Origin of the sequence: uncultured Acidaminococcus sp. (genome assembly GCA_900538365.1) — a bacterium.
In the GTDB taxonomy this organism is placed as follows: domain Bacteria; phylum Bacillota; class Negativicutes; order Acidaminococcales; family Acidaminococcaceae; genus Acidaminococcus.
Map to the genome: position 1 here is coordinate 38167 of UPXT01000006.1, position 17135 is coordinate 55301.

A 17135-nucleotide genomic window follows, 5' to 3' on the forward strand; every position below is an offset into this window, starting at 1 on the left:
TATTTTGCAAGATGATTCATTTTTTTAAAATATCATTTTTTTGAGGTGAATTTAGCTTTACAAATTCTTTACGCAAAGTGAAAACAGGGAAGAGTTGCCTTCCCTCTTCTTCCCCGCTATAATAAATTGTATGAAAAGAGATAAACGCACAACCACACCTAACGAACATATTGAAATCACGATAACGGGGCTGGGAAGTTCCGGCGAAGGGGTCGGTAAAGTGAAAGGATTTACCTATTTTATCCCCGGGGCCCTTCCTGGTGAACGAGTAACGGCCGCAGTCACAGCCAAAAAGAAAAACTACGGCCTGGGACGCTTGGAAAAGATCCTGGTTCCCAGTCCGGACCGAATCACACCGCCCTGCCCTGTCTATGAAGCCTGCGGCGGCTGCCAGATCCAGCATCTAGCCTATGAGGCGCAGCTTGTTCAAAAGCGTCAGACCGTCATCGATGCCTTGGAACGCATTGGTCATTTTTCGGGCATCAACGTGAATCCCACTTTGGGAGCCGATGATCCGTGGCATTACCGCAACAAGATGCAGGTCCCTGTGGCAGAGGGAAAAAAACACAGCCTGTCCATTGGCTGCTTTGCCCAGGGCACGCACCGCGTCATCGACGTAAAGCGCTGCCTCATCCAGCATGATACAAATAACGAACTTACGTCCGTCGTCCGTGCCTGGATGGAACGCTATCATATCCCGGCGTTAAAAGAAGACGCCCGCACAGGTATGGTGCGCCATATCATGGGCCGCGTCGGCGTCCAGACCGGAGAGGTCATGGCCGTTCTTGTCACCAATACGGACCGTGTCCCCCATCTCAAGGAACTGACCCATATGCTGAAAGAAGCCATTCCCGGCTTTGTGACCTTGGTACAGAACGTCAATACCCGCCACACAAACGTCATTATGGGTCCCCACAATAAGGTAATCTATGGGCCCGGTGTCATCCATGACCGCTTGGGCGACCTGACCTTTGTCATTTCCCCCCATTCCTTCTTCCAAGTCAATACGCTGCAGGCGCAGCGCCTTTACGAAACCGCTCTTTCCTATGCCGCCTTGGAAGGAAAGGAAAATGTCATTGACCTCTACTGCGGAACCGGCACGATTACCCTTTTTCTCGCCCAAAAGGCGCGGCACGCCTTGGGAATCGAGATTGTCGCACCAGCGATTGCTGACGCCAGAAAAAATGCCCGGGACAATCACATCAAAAACAGTGAATTCATCTGTGCTGATGCGGCTAAAGAACTGCCTCTTCTGGTCAAGGACGGAATCCGCCCCGACGTCGTTGTCCTTGATCCGCCAAGAGCCGGATGTGAACGGCCCGTCCTTGATGCCATCCTTGCCGTGCGTCCCAAACGCGTCGTCTACGTCTCCTGCGGACCGGCTTCCCTGGCCCGCGATGCCGCCCTCCTTTGTGAAGGCGGCTATAAGATTCGTCAAGTCCAGCCCGTTGATATGTTCCCTCACACAAGCCATGTGGAGTCAGTGGTCCTCATGACGAGGACGCAGTAAAGAAGAAAACTGACAATAGTTGCTGTGCTGCGTTAGTGCGTAAAAGGCGGCTATCCCAACCGAATAAAAAAGAGGGTCATCATCCAATCCCGTCTTGTCGCATGGATGGTGACCCTCTTTTTAATAAACAAATAGCTTTATCGTGCTGGGAAGAGGCAGTGAATCGCCCCTAGAAAAAGGTTCCTGACAGTTACCAATCATCCGGGCAATCTAGGAACCTTAGGATAGCCAAATGAGATTCACGAGGCACCTAGCCTCTTAAAACAAAAAAGCCCCCTCCAACAAAATCTCCATTCAGTTCACAAGATGAGCCCAATGGAGGTTTTGCGCCTTTTTACATCACCGTTTTTTTCAGATAGATCATTTAGATTGGATTCATTAAGTAAACCAGCAGTATCCATTCCCTTCTTATCTGTGGAGGACCTATTTCGCTTCATGGTGTCGCCTTGCTTTTTCTTTATTTTTCCATTTAAGCTCGATGAGCTTCATCATATCGCATGTATGCAATCTCCAGGAAATCCGGCTTGACCGTATACTGCAATCGGGTCATTTCTTTGGCCGTCATCGGCTATCTTTTCTAAAGCCAGTCCGTAAGCATTTCAATTGTGCCCTACGAGAAATGCCGGATTAGAACCAGCTGCTCGTCCCTCAACCAATCAATATGATCGGTAAATGTCACAACCCGTTGCCCATTTTCCACATTAAATAAGACCGCTTGACATCCTTTTCCCGTCAGTTCAAATTTAGAATTGGCGCTGTGGGGCATTACTGGCAAGGACGAGTCCCACCACCTTCTCTGCCCCGCCTTCTTTAAGGAGGCGGGCCGCTTCTTCAAGGGATGCGCCCGTCGTTGCAATATCATCGATGACAATGACCGTCCCATCAAGCTTCACCGGATGGAGGGCAAAGGAACCCCATAGATTTTCCCGTCGTTCCGCACGGCTGAGCCCATACTGCGGTTTTGTCGTCCTCTGCCGCCAAAGGGCCTGCGTCAGGATCATCGCATGTTTTTTCAGGTAAGGTCCAAAAATAGCGGGCGGGATTTCATACCCCCGCGTCTTTCGGCGTTTGGGGTCTGTCGGAAGGGCTACGACAAAAGGATTTCCTGTAAATAAAGGCTCAAGATCTGCCTCGTGGTGCAGGACTTCCTCGCCCATGCGGTCCAGATAGTCCCAGCGCTTTTCATATTTGAGACCATGAAGGGCCCGTTTGATCCCCCCTTCATAGCGATACAGACGGTAAACGGCGTCAAGGTGAGGCACCGTTTCTTTTTCAAGTTCCAAATAACCTGGTGCATAGGTGCTGCGGCGGCAGGCCTCACATAAAAGGCCCGTACCTTCCACTTCTTCATGACAAGCAGGACAGTAATGGGGATAAAAAATAGCAAGAATGAGTTCTTTCAGTACTTGCCACATAGCCTTCCTTTCAAAAAAAGAGCGGGGACAAAGTGTGCCCCCACCTATGAAAAAGTGCCGCCCGCAGGCAGCACTTTTTCTTTTTAGTAGCCAATAAAGACGTCAGTCTTGATGTTTTCCTTCTTGATGCCAAGGCCTTCGAGACGTTCCGTAAAGGCATTATTCATCCCCGGGGAACCAGCGATAAGGTATTCGGCAGCATTTTGCACGTCTTTAGCATAGGTGTCCGTATCCTTCATAAAGATTTCCCGGTCCGAAATGAGCCGTACTTCCACACCAGGAACCGCTTCAAGTTCTTTCCAGAAGTCCTTGTAGCAGAATTCGCCGCGGTCATCGGAATAAAGAACCGTAATGGCGTGACCGTCTGCAGGATGATCCTTGTAATCCCGCAAAAGGGCACGGATGGGCGTAATGCCAATGCCGCCGGCCACGATAAGGGTCTTTTTAAAGCCTTCCGCATCCAGGGCGAAGGTCCCCAAGGGGCGCGCCACACCAATTTTATCGCCTGGTTTGATCTTATGGAGCAGAACTTCCTTGAAACTTGTGTGCTTGTCGGCAATACGGGTCGTAAACATAAGGTATCCGTCAGCCATGGTTGACGCAATGGTAAAAACGCGTGTGTTGCGGTCCTCAGCATCAAGTTCAAAGCCGTTTATCTGCCAGGCAACATGCTGGCCGGCTTTCCACGTAAATCCTTCAGGGATGGTCATGATAAAGCTGTAGGAATCACTGGTTTCTTGTACGATCTTGGTCAGGGTTGCTTCTAAAAATTCCATAGTACACCTCCACGTATTGAAAAACTGATATGATTTATTACAGGCTGCTTACTCTATCTTATTCGCTGTAAAAGGCGGGATTCCTCTTTTTAATAATTATTTTCCATTATGAAATTTTTAAATTGATTGTTCCATGTCAATCAATACCAAGTTCCCCATGCAGCCGTTCGGCAAGAAGGGAATAGCGCTTGCGCGTCCGGTCGTTCGTGACGGCCATCTGCATCGCTTTCTTGCTGCCGGCAAGATAAACCTGTTTTTTGGCCCTTGTAATGGCCGTATAAAAAAGGTTCCGTTGGAGCATGATATAGTGTCCAGGCACTAGGGGCATGATGACAACAGCGTATTCACTGCCTTGGGCCTTATGGACGCTCATTGCATAAGCAAGGCGCAGGTCGTCCACTTCGCCGCCTTCATAGGTCACGTCTCCCCCTTCGGGACGGTCCGGGAAGGATACAAAGACCGTCTTGCCGCGAATGAGGTCAATTTGTCCGATGTCCCCATTAAAGACGGTCTTTTCATAGTTGTTGCGGATCTGCATGACCTTGTCCCCTTCACGATAGACCGTGTTCCCCGCCTTATGTTCTGCTTTATCGGGACTTGGCGGATTGACGCGGGCCTGGAGCAGGCGATTAAGGTTTTCTACACCGCAGGGATTGCGATGCATGGGAGAAAGGACCTGTACGTTCTGCCAGGAAAGGCTCCTAACCATACGGGCATACGTATCAACGACGTAACGCACGGTCTCTTCTTCGTTCATGAACTGGCGGAACGTAAAATCCGTTTCTCCATCAGTAAGTGGCATAAGGCCTTGGTTGATTCGGTGGGCATTTCGCACAATGGGGCTTAGTTGGGCCTGCCGAAAAACATTTTCGAGCCGTACGACAGGCATGGTGCCGCTGCGGATAATATCCTTGAGGACACTGCCCGGACCTACGGACGGCAGCTGGTCAACGTCGCCAACAAGGACCAGGCGGCAGCCAATGGGCAAGGCCCGTAGGAGATGGTACATGAGGACAATATCCATCATGGACGCTTCATCGACGATGACGGCATCCGCTTCAAGGGGCGTATCCTCGTTGCGCCCCCACAGGGCCTCGTCGCCATTTGGCGTATATTCGAGCATGCGGTGAACCGTCAGGGCCGGCTCGCCTGCTGATTCAGCAAGACGTTTGGCTGCCCGTCCTGTCGGTGCCGAAAGAAGGATCTTGCAGCCCGCTTCCTTAAGAACGGACAGGATGCCCTTGATGACGGTCGTTTTCCCTGTGCCCGGTCCGCCCGTAAGGACAAAGACGCCGTGATCAACGCTCGTCTTGATGGCTTCTATCTGTTCCGGTGCCAGCGTCAGGTTCTCATCTTTTTCCCACGCTTCGATGATCTTTTGGTAGTCCACCTGCCACAGTTGGTTCACACGGTCACGCAGGACCATGAGGCGTTTAGCAACGCCCACTTCAGCCTGGTAGAGATATTCTGCGTACACGCAGGTTTCCCCGCCCACGTCTTCCGTGCGCAGCCTATTTTCATCAATAAGATGCTGGAAAACCGTCCGCACGTCGACAGGATCCACAGAAAGAAGGGACGCCGCGCTTTTTACAAGCCATTCATCAGGGACACAGGTATGCCCTTGGGTCCCGCTCTGCATGAGGGCAAACCGGATACCTGCCTGGATGCGCTCCTGACCGCTAAGGTCCACGCCTAGGCTGACGGCAAGCCGGTCCGCCGTTTTGAAACCGATCCCCTCTACCTCTTCGGCAAGACAATAAGGGTTATTGGCAATCCGCGTAAGTGCCGTTGACCCATACAAGGCTTGGATGCGGGGCGCGTAATTGCCGCTGATGCCATGACTTTCAAGGAAAAAGACCAGTTCCCGCGTATCCGTCATCTCACTATAGGAACTGATGATATCCTCGGCCTTTTTCCTGCCAATACCGGGCACTTCCCTCAGTCGTTCGGGATGTTCATCAATGATGCGGAACGTATCCTCCCCAAAACAATCGACAATGCGCTGCGCCATGGCAGGTCCTACGCCCTTGATGGCCCCACTGCCAAGCATCTTGACGATGGCGGTTTCTCCTGTAGGCTTGAGGGCTTCCCATGTGCGGCAGTCAAATTGGCGGCCAAAACGGGGATGTTCAGTCCATGACCCCGTGAGGCGCACTTTTTCGCCGGCAAAAGGAGCCATGCCTTTATAGACAACAGACACTGCACCAAGGTCTTGATTTTCCCCTCGAAAGACGCAAAATGTCCCTTGATCGGATTGAAAGACAATATTTTGGATGGTGACTTCAAGGGTCTGTTCTTCTGCCATGGTCGCTGCTCCTTTTTTGCATCGCTTCAACAATGATTCGCTCTATTATAGCATAGAATAGAGGAGGATTGGTGATTTAGCATAAGGTCAGAGCCTTTCCATAGCTTGATGCGCCGCTTTTTGATAGTCCCTGCCCCAATGATCAAGGGCGTCAAGGATGGGCTTTAGGCTCATGCCAAGGTCTGTCAGGGCATATTCAACGCGAGGCGGTACTTCAGCATAAACGGTACGGGTCAATAGTCCGCAGGCTTCCATGTCCCGAAGGTTTGAGGTCAGGACCTTTTGGGATATATGGCCAACGGAATGACGCAATTCACCAAAGCGCTTTTTCCCAGGCAGGAGATCACGCAAAATAAGGACCTTCCATTTATCTCCAATAAGCATAAGGGTGGTTTCCACTGGACAGGCAGGCAATGATTCAATGAATTTCACGGCTTTCCTCCACAATAGTTACTTTTAGGTACTTATAGCACTTTATTGTGCCTACTTCACAAAAAGTACTTTCTTGAGGTAGTATAAAGCCATCAACAGAAAAACACAAGCCTCTAAAAGGCTCCATCTTAAAGGAGGAACTCATCATGAAAGTTGCTGTTGTTGCCGCTAATGGAAAAGCCGGTCAGCTGATTGTAAAGGAAGCCATCGCCCAAGGTCTTGACGTAACGGCCATCGTCCGTCACACCAATCACTCCCTTGCCCAAAAGGTCATTGAAAAGGACCTCTTTGACCTCACAAGGGACGATCTTGCCGGCTTTGATGCTGTCGTCGACGCCTTTGGTGCCTGGACGCCGGAAACGCTGCCGCTTCACAGCTCATCCTTGAACCATCTCTGCGACGCATTGAGCGGTACGAAGGTCCGTCTCCTCGTTGTTGGCGGTGCCGGAAGCCTTTATACGGATAAGACCCATACCTTGCAGCTTGTTGATACGCCGAACTTTCCTGACGCCTTTAAGCCCCTTGCAACGGCCATGGGAGAAGCCCTCACCGCACTGCGCACCCGCTGCGACGTCAATTGGACCTACATCAGCCCGGCCGCAGATTTTCAGGCAGAGGGCACGCGCACGGGAAGCTACATACTCGCTGGCGAAGAACTGACGCTGAATAGCCGCGGCGAAAGTGTCATCAGCTACGCTGACTTTGCCCTTGCCCTGGTTGATGAAATCGTCAAAGGCAGTCACATCAAGAAACGGATTTCCGTGGTTCGTAAGTAATGCTGCCGTCCTTGGTCAGACATAAAATTAAACTCATTTGAGAAAATCGTGAACCCCCTGCTTTAATCTGAAGCAAGGGGTTCATGGCTTATTGTATGATGCCCGTATCACGATTGAGAATAGGGACTGTTGTGAATTATGAGTTGTGGGGCTTAAGTTGTGTAAACGACACCCAAGGTCGTTGTCACTCTGATTTTTAAAAATCCTTCATTTTTGACAATCCTTTAACTATACCCAGCGTTGTTGACACCTTAACTGATTGAAATCGCTGGGAGAAAACTTTATAAAGAGGTTCGCTCTAACGCAGGGAAAACTAAAAAACATAAAAAGGAGACTGCGAAGAAATGAATGACTCATTGTCTCACAGTCTCCTTTTTATCATTTCAGCGATTCAAAATAGGAGAAGCGCCAGCCTTTGGCGGTCTTTACATAGGGAAAATCGACAGATTCCGTCTTAACCAGGGTCTTATGAGCCTTATCGGCATAGACCGGCGTCTTTGCCGTCACGACAATCCGGTCGCTCGACGGACGGCTCAAGCTATAGGTCGGCGTACCCCGGAGGGGATCCGCTTTCTTAGCGGCAGGTGCCACAAAAAGCTTGTTGTCAGACTGACGATACATCTTGTTGCCGCTGATGATGAAGCTGGCCAGGGAATCCGTAAAGATGTCATGGACAGCAGCTTTTAGTTCCAACATGTTGTGAATGGTCGGATCCGATACGGAATAATAGAGCATGTAGCCGCTGTCAAAGCGTTCCTTTCCATCCGTCGGCAAGGGATCATGTTCGAACCATTCAAAGACCGTCGTTGCCCGGCTAAGGGCGGTCATCACTTCTTCATTGGTCGGATTCTCAGGGGAAGCAAAAGCCGTCATAGCGCCCATGAGGAGCGCAAGGGCCATCAGCATCAAGGTGCGGAATTTTTTCATAACTAGCACTCTCCTTTGTTAGACTGCCTCCATTTTACCATATTCTGAAGTCATAGTATAATAAAATCCCGGAAAAGAAACGATTCCCTCCAGAAACTCAACATTACAAAGGATGAAAATAATATGAAACAATACAAAGCGGTCATTTTTGATCTTGACGGGACGCTCCTTGATACCTTGGCGGACCTTGGACTGTCCCTTAACACGATTCTCACGCGTCATGGCTACGGACCCCAGTCCCTTAGCGCCGTACGGCGCTATTTAGGAAATGGAGCGGAACGTCTTTGCCGTCTGGCCCTGCCAAAGAACGTCAAAGATGAGGAATTCCAGACCCTCTTCAAGGAGTTCAAGGCCTACTACAAAGACCACTGCCATATCGCCACCAGGCCCTATGACGGCATTGCCGACCTTCTTAAAGGTCTCCAGGAACAAGGCATCAAGACGGCCATCGTCTCCAATAAACCTGATGAAGCGGTCCGCGCCCTACGGGATGATTTCTTTCCTGCCGTGACCCTTGCCGTGGGACAAAAGGAAGACATTCCCCGCAAACCGTCCCCCCTCATGGTAGAAAAAGCCCTTCATGACCTAGGCATCAAAAAGGAAGATGCCGTCTACATTGGCGATTCGGAAGTTGATTTTGAAACAGCCCGGCGCGCCGCCATGGATGTCATCCTCGTAAGCTGGGGATTCCGGGACCGTTCCGAGCTGGAAGCCTTGGGAAAAGCGGTCATTGTCGATACACGGGAGGCATTATCTGCCTATCTTTTGGGATCAGTCCAAAAATCGGACTGACCTGATACAAGTACGGGTCCCTTTGCTCTATGAAAAAGGGAGAAGAACCATGAGGCAGGCCTGCTAGACAACAGACATTTGGAGATCGTTAACGTCTCGGCACTTATAGAGGAGCTTTTGCCCTTTCTGCCTATATGGACTCTTCTGCTTATTCCCCCACTCTTTGGCTTTCTTCAGTACACAAAAAAGCGTCCTTTTGCCGGTTCTATTCGGAGGACAAGAGGTCCCATTGTTATAACATGTTTCGTCTCTCAAAACGCAAAAAGGAGCTGCCAGGCAATGAACAAGTCATTGCTTTACAGCTCCTTCTTTTATTTTTTATAGGCTTCTCGGATACTTTCTGCAGTAAACTTGGCATCTTCCATGTCTGTTCCTGCAAGATTTGCATCGTCAAGATTGGCACTCGTCAATTCTGCTTTTGTCAGGTTGGACCCCACGACCGTGGCGCTGGTCAAATTGGCGCTGCGCAGGAGAGCTTCTGACAGGTTGGCTCTCCGGAAACGTGCATCATAGAGGTTTGCCGATGTAAAGTTGGCGCTCATGAAGTTGGACCGGAAGAACCAGCTCCTAGCAAGGTTCGCCGAATAAAAATTGGCCATGGCCCCAGAAGCATAGTCAAAATTGCTTTCCCGCAGGTCTGCCGTGTAGAGGTTTGCAAAGGTAAGCGATGCATGGGCAAAGCTCGTGCGATACGCCGTTACGCCAATCAGGGAGCCTCGGTTCAAAACCGCGTAGGAAAGGTTGGCGTGGGTAAGGTCTGCCCCATCCAGCTTTGCCTTCACAAGGTAGGCTTTACGCAGATTGGCCTTTTGAAGATTGGCTTTGGAAAGATCCGCACCTTCCAGGACGGCACCGGAAAGATCCGCATAACTGAGATCGGCTCCCGTAAGATCTGCCCCTGTAAGGTCCTTGTTTTTAAGGGTTGCTCCCCTAAGGTCCCCGCCTGGACAGGATCGAGTCTCCACAAGACGCGCCACATCTCCGGCATCAAAGGCAAGGACCGGCGACATCACAAGGCACGAAAGGGCCAGCAGGGCCGCGATTTTCCATTTTTTACTCATTCCACTCATTCCTTTATTAGCTGCAGCAGCGTTTCCGGTGCTTGGGGCAGGGTCTCAATGATTTTCCAAGGTGTGTATTTTTTTAAGTCTTCCACCTTGTAGGTCGAACCGCCCTTTACAATCAAGGCCCGGACCCCAATGGCATCAGCGCAAGTGATATCATGGGGCGTATCGCCAATCACAACAGCATCACTTGGCGTCACTTCTGGATCAAGGGCGGTCAGTTTTTGCCACAGGGCCCTTGAAAGGTCATCGCGAAGCTCGCTGATTTCTCCAAAGGCACTGACGCGGCGGTCAAAATAGCCATCAATCCCGAAATGGGCAAGCTTTGCCAGTGCGGCCTTTTCACAATTTCCCGTCAGAAGAAGGTTTGTTACGTCCGGCACCGCCTGCGTATAAGCAAGGGTTTCCTTGACAAAAGGCAGCAAATGACCATGGCGCTCGGCAAGGGTTTCCGGCAGGCGCTTGGCATAAGCTTCGATGAAGTTCCCTACATCGGCTTTTGTACAGCTTCCCTTGACTTGTTCAATGGCTCGGCGCGCAATATAAGTGTCGGTCCGTCCGCTCATGCTGTAGGAAAAGGTGAAGTCATCGACGCCATATAGGTCGCGGATGGTCTCCTTCATGGCCGTAACTCCGGCAAAATTAGTCAGCATCAGCGTTCCATCAATATCCCAAAGTAAATAGTTCATCTTTTTTTCCTATGTTGCAAAATCGAGGCGCTCCAGCAAGATGCCTCTTACTGGATAAATGCCGCCAGCCCAATGTTCCTTAGCATGCAGGAATCATTTTTTCAGCATGAAATTCTTGAGTTTCACGCCGGCATTTTTGGCTCGCCGCATGGGTTTTACCATTTTTTGACGTCGTGGCTTCATATCCTGAATATTGCCAAAATCACCGCGCTTAATGACCGTCATCTTCGACTGATCCGGTCCTATTTCCTTACGGATGGCGATGGCCAGTTCTTCAGGAATGAAGTCCCCATTCATGTTCATGATATCAAGGCCAGCATAACCAAAGCGTTCACAGACTCGCAGGATGATGTGCCCACCCTTTACGGGAACTGTAAAGACAAGACTGCCTTCGTCCGGATCTTCATCCAAATAAAAATGAAGGGCCTTGACGGAAAACCGGTCCATGCATTCTGTCAAAATGGTTTCGATTTGAATGGGGTCCTGGATGACCGTCTCTACGCAGCGGTACATATCGAGTGCAATTTGTGTTCCTTCTCCAATCACAGGGTTCACATCCTTGTGGGTTTATTTTTTAAATCTCTTCATTATATCCCACAAATGGATGGACTGTCAAAAAAGAAGGAACATGGTTAGTCATCCCCAATTCCAGGAAAAGGCTGAGACAAAATGCGTCCGGCGGAGCTTTACCATGCAATCATCTACGGGGCTTTGGAGAAAGGTCTTCTTTTTGGGGGACCGCTCAAGACGGAAGGCCTGCTTCCCATGCCGCGCTGCAGCGTTGTAAGTCCCCTCTTTCTCCGTTTCGATTCTCTTTGTGATATACGCCCGTCAATGGGCTGATAGGGCCTCCACGCAAATCTCGAGGACTGACTGTTCCGCTTCGTTTTAGAAAAAAGAGGCACCTAACCGATTGCCCTTTTAACCATGAAGCGGTCTTATTATTTGGCGCAGCCCCTCCCCTATGCAGTCTTGCTGTTAAAAACACGGAGGATTGTCCCTTCATCCAATCAGCGTGCGTGGAGCTTTGCACCTATTTTATTTCCTTTCCAAGCAGGGCCATTTCATCATAAACAGCCCGCACCTTTTCATTATCCCTGCCATAAAGACCTTCACAAACCTGTCCTGCTTCTGCCAGCGCCTCATAGGCAGCTTTGAGCTTTCCCATGCCGCGCAGGGCCCAGGCTTCATGCTGCCGGTTGATGGCATATTCATGGGTTTTTCCATAAAATTTCAGTAAATAGGCCGCGGCTTCATGATAGATCTGGGCAGCCTTTTCGTAGGCTTCTTTTTGATAGAGGATGCCTCCCAGCCCATTTAGGGCCGCCGCATAATAGGGATTTTTGCGATTTCCATTGAGACGGAATTCATCCAAGGCCTTTTGGATATATTGATCCGTCTTTTGTCCTTCTCCCATATGGTAATAGAGGAATGCAAGCTGATAATAGACCTGTCCCACTTCCTTTTGCCGGCCTGAAAGGAGAAAATAGCGCAGACTTTCTTCCATCCGTTTCGCCGCTTTTTCAAGTTCTCCCTTTTCCTGATAGACCTGACTGAGATTGAGGTAAAGACTGGCACATACAGCAACATTCAGCCGTGACTGAGCCTTATAGATGGCAAGGCTTTCCTCAAAAAGGGCAATGGCCGCATCCTTGTCACCCATCTGCCGATAAGTCCCGCCCAGATTGTTGAGGAGGGACGCATATTCTGGCGAGTACCGACCGCGCTCCTTAAGAAGGGCCTTGCGAAGTCCTTCCATGACGCTGATGGATTCCTCATATAAGCCAATTTTCCGATAGAACAGACCTCTTTCGTTGGTCACACTGGCCCAATCAAGAAAGTCCCCTGCCCTTTCCAGCTTCTTCTGCCACGCTAAGAAGAACGCTTCCATCCGTTCCACCGATCCCGTTGCTATCAGGCGGTCCCGTGTTTCCCAAAACTGCTGCATTTCAGTTGTCATCGGGGATACCTCCTTTATCTATGACCTATTATAGCAAAGGCCCCGGTCCCATACTGTGCCTGTTCTATCTCTTCCTGTGCTGGAGCTCTTCTTTTTTTGCGCAAAAGATGGTGAGATTCAGCAAAAGAATGATGAGAATAGGCACATCATAAAAGAGTCTGTTTTCTTATAATAAAGCCAACAAGATAAGCCACGGACAAGTGGAAATACATAGGAGGTTACAACATGGATAACTTTACTTTTTACAGTCCAACCTACTTTGTCTTTGGGAAAGAGACGGAAAAGGAAACGGGCAAATACGTCAAAAAATACGGCGGCACAAAAGTCCTTATTCACTACGGCGGCGGAAGTGCTGTCCGTTCCGGCCTCATTGCCCGTATTGAAGCATCCCTTGATGCAGAGGGCATTGGCTACGTGGAACTGGGCGGCGTAAAAGCTTCTCCTCACGCTGATCTCATCTACAAAGGCATCGATCTTGCCAAGAAAGAAAAGGTGGATTTTATCCTCGCAGTTGGCGGCGGCTCCGTCATGGACTCGGCAAAAGGGATTGCTTTGGGCGTCCCCTATGATGGAGATTTCTGGGACTTTTACTGCGGCAAGAAGGGTCCTGTTACGGAAGCCCTTCCTGTAGGCTGCGTTGTGACCATCGCCGCTTCCGGGTCCGAGGGATCCACGGATTCCGTGGTCACCCTTGATACGGAAGATGGTCATGAATACAAACGCTGCGCTGACGGCGATATCCTGCGTCCGCTCTTTGCTATCATGAATCCAGAATTGATGATGACCCTGCCTCCTTATCAGACGGCAAGCGGCATTTCCGACATCATGGCCCACTGCATGGAACGGTATTTCTCCCATACCAAAGAATGTGAACTGACGGACCGTCTCCTTGAAGCCGTCATGCTCACCATGATCAAAGAAGCCCGCCGGGTCATGAAAGATCCGATGAACTACGACGCTCGCGCCAACATCATGTGGGCTGCCATGGTAGCCCAAAACAATTCCACCGGTGTCGGGCGCGCTCAGGATTGGGGCACCCACCACATGGACAACGAAATTGGCATCCTTTATGGAGCCAGCCACGGTGCCGGTCTTGCCCTTCTCTTCCCGTACTGGATGATGTATGCCATGAAGACTCAGGGGCCAACCCTTTTTGCCAAATACGCAAGCCGCGTCTGGGGTATTCCCATGGACTTCGAACATCCGGAACTGACTGCCATGGAAGGCATCAAGGCATTCCAGCGCTTTGTCAAGGAAGATCTGGGGATGCCGACGACCATCAGTGAACTGGGCGGCAAGGAAGAAGATATCCCCAAGATGGTGGAAAACATGTTCTACGAAGCGCCCAACCATGGGAACTTTGTCAAACTGACGCCCGAAATTGCAGCGGAAATCTACAAGATGGCCCTGTAAAAAAGCATCACACTGTACTCTCGCGTAATACCTCCTTCTAGATAAGTAAACCCTTCTACGCAAAAATGCGGACCGTATTCCCCCCCTCTCACGGTCCGCGTTTTTGCTGTTTTCTTCATTGTTACAAAAAAGCCGAGCTTCTTTTGGATAAGAAACGGGCTGTGAAACGATGCCCATGATAAGCCCATCGCTTCACAGCCCGTTTATCGTACGTAAAAAAGACCGCTATTTTTCCAGATTGATCTGGTCCCGCTTGATATGGTACTGCAGATTCTGCCGGCTCATGCCAAGTTCCCTTGCCGCAGCAGAAATATTTCCACCCGTCCGTTTGAGAGCCTGCACAAGAGCAGCCCGTTCCACGTCACGCAAGGTTTTTCGACGCAAGGGCCCTTTGTGAGTGTCCATGACTTTTGACGACGCTAACGGATCTGCGGATTTGGGCACTTCAAGGTTCACAAAATGTTCAGGCAGGCATTCCACCGTAAGAAGCGCCCGCTTTTCCGGCAAGAGGTTCATCGCATATTCGATGGCATGCTGCAGCTCCCGCACATTGCCAGGCCAATCATAATGAGCAAAGATATCGAGGACATGGGAATCAACCCCCTGCACGTTCCGTTCAAGTCTCTTATTGTAGCGGGCAATGAAACTTTGAACCAAAAGGGGAATATCTTCCTTGCGCTCCCGTAAGGGCGGGATGCGGATGCCCACGACGCCAAGACGGTAGTATAGGTCCTGACGCAGCTTATGGGAGGTAAGGGCCTCTTCAGGCGGAATATTGATATTGGAAAGAACCCTGACATCGACCTTTCGTTCCCGCGTACTGCCCACGCGCCGCACGGTCCCTTCCTGGAGTACGCGCAGGAGCTTGGGCTGAAGGTTGATGTTCATGGAATTGATCTCGTCAAGGAGCAAGGTTCCGCCGTTTGCCTGTTCAAATAGACCAGGATGGGATTCAGCCCCCGTATAGGCTCCTTTTTCCGTCCCAAAAAGCAGGCCTTCAAGCAGATTTTCTGGAATGGCCGCACAATTGATGGCAAGAAAAGGGCCCTCAGCCCGACTGCTTGCATTGTGGATGCTCTGGGCAAAAAGTTCCTTGCCGGTTCCTGTTTCTCCATAGATCATGACAGAAGAAGATGATTTTGCCACCTGTTTGCAGCGCTCGACAAGAATGCGCATGGTGCGGCTTGATGAAATGATATCCTCAAAATGGTATTTTGCATGGAGCACACTGTCATGACTTTTTTTCCCCTTGATCTGGGCATCCTGGCGGAGCAGTTCATCCTGCAATTCAAGGATCTTGCGGTGCAGGGAATCAAGCTGACTGAAGTCTTCCATGACGCTGTACGCGCCTAGGACCTGACTGTTCTTGAAAATAGGATAATTGTCCGATACAATATCGACTTCTTTTCCATTGTAGGTCTCATACTGCTGGCGCTGATTAAGATGGGGTTTCTCACTTTTTAGGACCTTTGGCAGGAGCAGACTGACATCATTTTCACTTTTGTAGACCTCATCCATGCTCCGGCCTACAACGGCCTCATTAAGCAAGCTGTCCATGCGGACGGCAGCATCATTCAAAAACAGGATCTGCTCATTTTCATCGCATAAGATAACGGACTCACTGATCCGATTGAGTATATTTTGGTACATCTCACGGTACACTTCACAGGCAGCGTCCTCAAAAACCACAAGTTCCATTCCTTCCGGAAGGTTCGTCACGGGGCCGCACTTGACGCGGCGGGCCCATTTTTGGAAGGCTAGGTGGGCAACCTGCTTTGCTTCCAAGGGACGCAGGAGGGGCAGGGCCTTTTCCGGCACCGCAGCACCGGTTGTTTGGGATAGGCCAAGGAAATTCCTGCCAAATTCATTGATTTCCACGATGGTCCTTCCCTCGCGGACCAGCATGGCCCCCCTATCGAACTGATCTAAAAAAGCCATGACCTCTTGCCACTTCATGACTGACCGAACCTCCTAACCTCATGCATGAAAAACCATTCACCACAGCCTTCGGTTTATCCTATCATATCCCAAAAATTTCCCCTCGTAAAGGGTTTCGGGCTTTCATAAAAGCTGCCATGAGACGTAAAAAGACCTGTCAAGGACAGGCCTTTTTACGCAAAACGACTTATACGTCGGAACCAATCTTAAGCACTTCACGCATGAACTTGATACTCTTTCTCATGCCTTCCAGTTCCTTTTGGCGGCCCTCTTCGAGGCTGTATCCGCTCAGCGGCAGCTCGATTTCAAGGTCGATCGTATCCAGTTCTTCCGGAGCTTCGGCGCGCAGGATCTTCATGATTTCCACAACGTCGACGTCGCCGTCACCAATGGCACAGCCCAAGGAATGAGTTCCGTCGGGGTCGGCAAAAATCTTGTTGTCACAAAAATGGACACAGTAGCAGTAAGGCGCCATTTTCTTTACGCATTCAGCAATGCCTTCGCCGAGGATGAGGGAGTTGATAGTATCGCAACAGGCACCAATCTGAGGGTGGTTGAGTTTTTTCACCATCCAGACCACTTCATCAGCAAAGAGATCGCAGTGGTTTTCAATGGCAATCTTAAGGCCATATTTTTCAATGGTAGGAATATTCTTTTGGAACTCCATGACCACGCGGCTCATCTGTTCCATTGCTTCCGGCGACATGCATGCATGGGTGAAAGGACGGGAATGGCGGATGTCCGTACTGTATTTGACGAGTTTGGCCCCCATGGCATGGGCAATTTCCAAGGATTCCTCAATGGTCGAATTGACGCGGGGATCACTCGGTGCATCAAAGGAGATATTGAGTTCCAGGTCAAGACCCCGTTTTTCCGCTTCCTTTTTCACCATTGCCAGGTGTTCCGGGCTCGTGTCGTTATCGAGGTCAACAAGAGTGATATGAAGCACCTCAATGTGTTCCTTTTTGGCAAGGTCCATGAGGTCGATGAGGGAACCGGCCTTTTCAAAAGCATAGGTCTTGCCTTCACTCTGGAAGCCCCAGCTTTCCCCGTAACCGCTCAGGTGAAGGGTATAACTGTGCATGCCGAGTTTGAACTTTCTGTTGCTGTTTTTTCCCGTAATCTTGTCCATTTTCAA

Annotated in this window: 15 protein-coding genes; 4 read left to right on the top strand and 11 right to left on the bottom strand. The window is 50.3% G+C overall.

The genetic code is table 11. The features are described 5' to 3' along the window. Nucleotides 1–130: 130 nt before the first annotated feature. Nucleotides 131–1510, top strand: a complete 1380-nt coding sequence (gene rlmD / locus QZQ08_RS02350) for a 23S rRNA (uracil(1939)-C(5))-methyltransferase RlmD (RefSeq protein WP_296327252.1) — start codon at nucleotides 131–133, stop codon at nucleotides 1508–1510. 743 nt (nucleotides 1511–2253) lie between these two features. On the opposite strand, the gene QZQ08_RS02355 is transcribed toward rlmD, so the two are convergent. From QZQ08_RS02355 to QZQ08_RS02370, 4 genes are all read right to left on the bottom strand, one after another. After that, nucleotides 2254–2925: a ComF family protein gene (locus QZQ08_RS02355; RefSeq protein WP_296327257.1), complete on the bottom strand. Its 672-nt coding sequence runs from the start codon at nucleotides 2923–2925 to the stop codon at nucleotides 2254–2256. 83 nt (nucleotides 2926–3008) lie between these two features. Further along, the gene (locus tag QZQ08_RS02360) at nucleotides 3009–3701 is read right to left on the bottom strand and encodes an FAD-dependent oxidoreductase (RefSeq protein ID WP_296327260.1); all 693 of its coding nucleotides are present in this window, start codon (nucleotides 3699–3701) and stop codon (nucleotides 3009–3011) included. A 136-nt stretch (nucleotides 3702–3837) separates the two neighbouring features. Beyond that, nucleotides 3838–6006: an ATP-dependent RecD-like DNA helicase gene (locus QZQ08_RS02365; RefSeq protein WP_296327263.1), complete on the bottom strand. Its 2169-nt coding sequence runs from the start codon at nucleotides 6004–6006 to the stop codon at nucleotides 3838–3840. A gap of 87 nt (nucleotides 6007–6093) precedes the next feature. After that, complete coding sequence (locus tag QZQ08_RS02370; protein ID WP_296327266.1) at nucleotides 6094–6438, bottom strand: helix-turn-helix domain-containing protein; 345 nt, start codon at nucleotides 6436–6438, stop codon at nucleotides 6094–6096. 146 nt (nucleotides 6439–6584) lie between these two features. Between QZQ08_RS02370 and QZQ08_RS02375 the strand changes: the two genes are divergently transcribed. Then, the gene (locus QZQ08_RS02375; protein ID WP_296327271.1) at nucleotides 6585–7214 is read left to right on the top strand and encodes an NAD(P)-dependent oxidoreductase; all 630 of its coding nucleotides are present in this window, start codon (nucleotides 6585–6587) and stop codon (nucleotides 7212–7214) included. Nucleotides 7215–7592: 378 nt separating this feature from the next. Here the strand turns inward: QZQ08_RS02375 and QZQ08_RS02380 are convergent, their stop codons facing one another. After that, the gene (locus tag QZQ08_RS02380; protein WP_296327274.1) at nucleotides 7593–8141 is read right to left on the bottom strand and encodes a hypothetical protein; all 549 of its coding nucleotides are present in this window, start codon (nucleotides 8139–8141) and stop codon (nucleotides 7593–7595) included. Between the two features lie 123 nt (nucleotides 8142–8264). On the opposite strand from QZQ08_RS02380, the gene QZQ08_RS02385 reads away from it, so the two are divergent. Next, nucleotides 8265–8933 (top strand): HAD family hydrolase, encoded by a 669-nt coding sequence (locus tag QZQ08_RS02385; RefSeq protein WP_296327276.1) that lies wholly within the window; start codon nucleotides 8265–8267, stop codon nucleotides 8931–8933. A 311-nt stretch (nucleotides 8934–9244) separates the two neighbouring features. Here QZQ08_RS02385 and QZQ08_RS02390 read toward each other — a convergent pair whose 3' ends face one another. The 4 genes from QZQ08_RS02390 to QZQ08_RS02405 all read right to left on the bottom strand — a co-directional run bounded on the left by QZQ08_RS02390 (nucleotide 9245) and on the right by QZQ08_RS02405 (nucleotide 12646). Further along, the gene (locus tag QZQ08_RS02390; RefSeq protein ID WP_296327279.1) at nucleotides 9245–9994 is read right to left on the bottom strand and encodes a pentapeptide repeat-containing protein; all 750 of its coding nucleotides are present in this window, start codon (nucleotides 9992–9994) and stop codon (nucleotides 9245–9247) included. 5 nt (nucleotides 9995–9999) lie between these two features. Next, nucleotides 10000–10686: an HAD family hydrolase gene (locus QZQ08_RS02395; RefSeq protein ID WP_296327282.1), complete on the bottom strand. Its 687-nt coding sequence runs from the start codon at nucleotides 10684–10686 to the stop codon at nucleotides 10000–10002. Between the two features lie 93 nt (nucleotides 10687–10779). After that, complete coding sequence (locus tag QZQ08_RS02400; RefSeq protein ID WP_296327285.1) at nucleotides 10780–11232, bottom strand: S-adenosylmethionine decarboxylase family protein; 453 nt, start codon at nucleotides 11230–11232, stop codon at nucleotides 10780–10782. Nucleotides 11233–11719: 487 nt separating this feature from the next. Beyond that, a complete protein-coding gene (locus QZQ08_RS02405; protein ID WP_296327288.1) occupies nucleotides 11720–12646 on the bottom strand; it encodes a tetratricopeptide repeat protein in 927 nt (308 codons plus the stop codon). Nucleotides 12647–12871: 225 nt separating this feature from the next. Between QZQ08_RS02405 and QZQ08_RS02410 the strand changes: the two genes are divergently transcribed. Next, a complete protein-coding gene (locus QZQ08_RS02410; RefSeq protein WP_026385733.1) occupies nucleotides 12872–14059 on the top strand; it encodes an iron-containing alcohol dehydrogenase in 1188 nt (395 codons plus the stop codon). Nucleotides 14060–14284: 225 nt separating this feature from the next. On the opposite strand, the gene QZQ08_RS02415 is transcribed toward QZQ08_RS02410, so the two are convergent. Together QZQ08_RS02415 and QZQ08_RS02420 are read right to left on the bottom strand one after the other, a co-directional pair. Beyond that, nucleotides 14285–16015, bottom strand: coding sequence for a sigma-54-dependent Fis family transcriptional regulator (locus QZQ08_RS02415; RefSeq protein WP_296327297.1), 1731 nt, complete (start codon nucleotides 16013–16015; stop codon nucleotides 14285–14287). Nucleotides 16016–16184: 169 nt separating this feature from the next. Continuing rightward, complete coding sequence (locus QZQ08_RS02420; protein WP_296327300.1) at nucleotides 16185–17129, bottom strand: sugar phosphate isomerase/epimerase; 945 nt, start codon at nucleotides 17127–17129, stop codon at nucleotides 16185–16187. Nucleotides 17130–17135: the final 6 nt, after the last annotated feature.

What these genes read in the sequence shown, in the direction of transcription:
- rlmD (WP_296327252.1), top strand. Translation starts at nt 131, where the DNA reads ATGAAAAGAGATAAACGCACAACCACACCTAACGAACATATTGAAATC.
- QZQ08_RS02355 (WP_296327257.1), bottom strand. Translation starts at nt 2,925, where the DNA reads ATGTGGCAAGTACTGAAAGAACTCATTCTTGCTATTTTTTATCCCCAT.
- QZQ08_RS02360 (WP_296327260.1), bottom strand. Translation starts at nt 3,701, where the DNA reads ATGGAATTTTTAGAAGCAACCCTGACCAAGATCGTACAAGAAACCAGT.
- QZQ08_RS02365 (WP_296327263.1), bottom strand. Translation starts at nt 6,006, where the DNA reads ATGGCAGAAGAACAGACCCTTGAAGTCACCATCCAAAATATTGTCTTT.
- QZQ08_RS02375 (WP_296327271.1), top strand. Translation starts at nt 6,585, where the DNA reads ATGAAAGTTGCTGTTGTTGCCGCTAATGGAAAAGCCGGTCAGCTGATT.
- QZQ08_RS02380 (WP_296327274.1), bottom strand. Translation starts at nt 8,141, where the DNA reads ATGAAAAAATTCCGCACCTTGATGCTGATGGCCCTTGCGCTCCTCATG.
- QZQ08_RS02385 (WP_296327276.1), top strand. Translation starts at nt 8,265, where the DNA reads ATGAAACAATACAAAGCGGTCATTTTTGATCTTGACGGGACGCTCCTT.
- QZQ08_RS02390 (WP_296327279.1), bottom strand. Translation starts at nt 9,994, where the DNA reads ATGAGTAAAAAATGGAAAATCGCGGCCCTGCTGGCCCTTTCGTGCCTT.
- QZQ08_RS02395 (WP_296327282.1), bottom strand. Translation starts at nt 10,686, where the DNA reads ATGAACTATTTACTTTGGGATATTGATGGAACGCTGATGCTGACTAAT.
- QZQ08_RS02405 (WP_296327288.1), bottom strand. Translation starts at nt 12,646, where the DNA reads ATGACAACTGAAATGCAGCAGTTTTGGGAAACACGGGACCGCCTGATA.
- QZQ08_RS02410 (WP_026385733.1), top strand. Translation starts at nt 12,872, where the DNA reads ATGGATAACTTTACTTTTTACAGTCCAACCTACTTTGTCTTTGGGAAA.
- QZQ08_RS02415 (WP_296327297.1), bottom strand. Translation starts at nt 16,015, where the DNA reads ATGAAGTGGCAAGAGGTCATGGCTTTTTTAGATCAGTTCGATAGGGGG.
- QZQ08_RS02420 (WP_296327300.1), bottom strand. Translation starts at nt 17,129, where the DNA reads ATGGACAAGATTACGGGAAAAAACAGCAACAGAAAGTTCAAACTCGGC.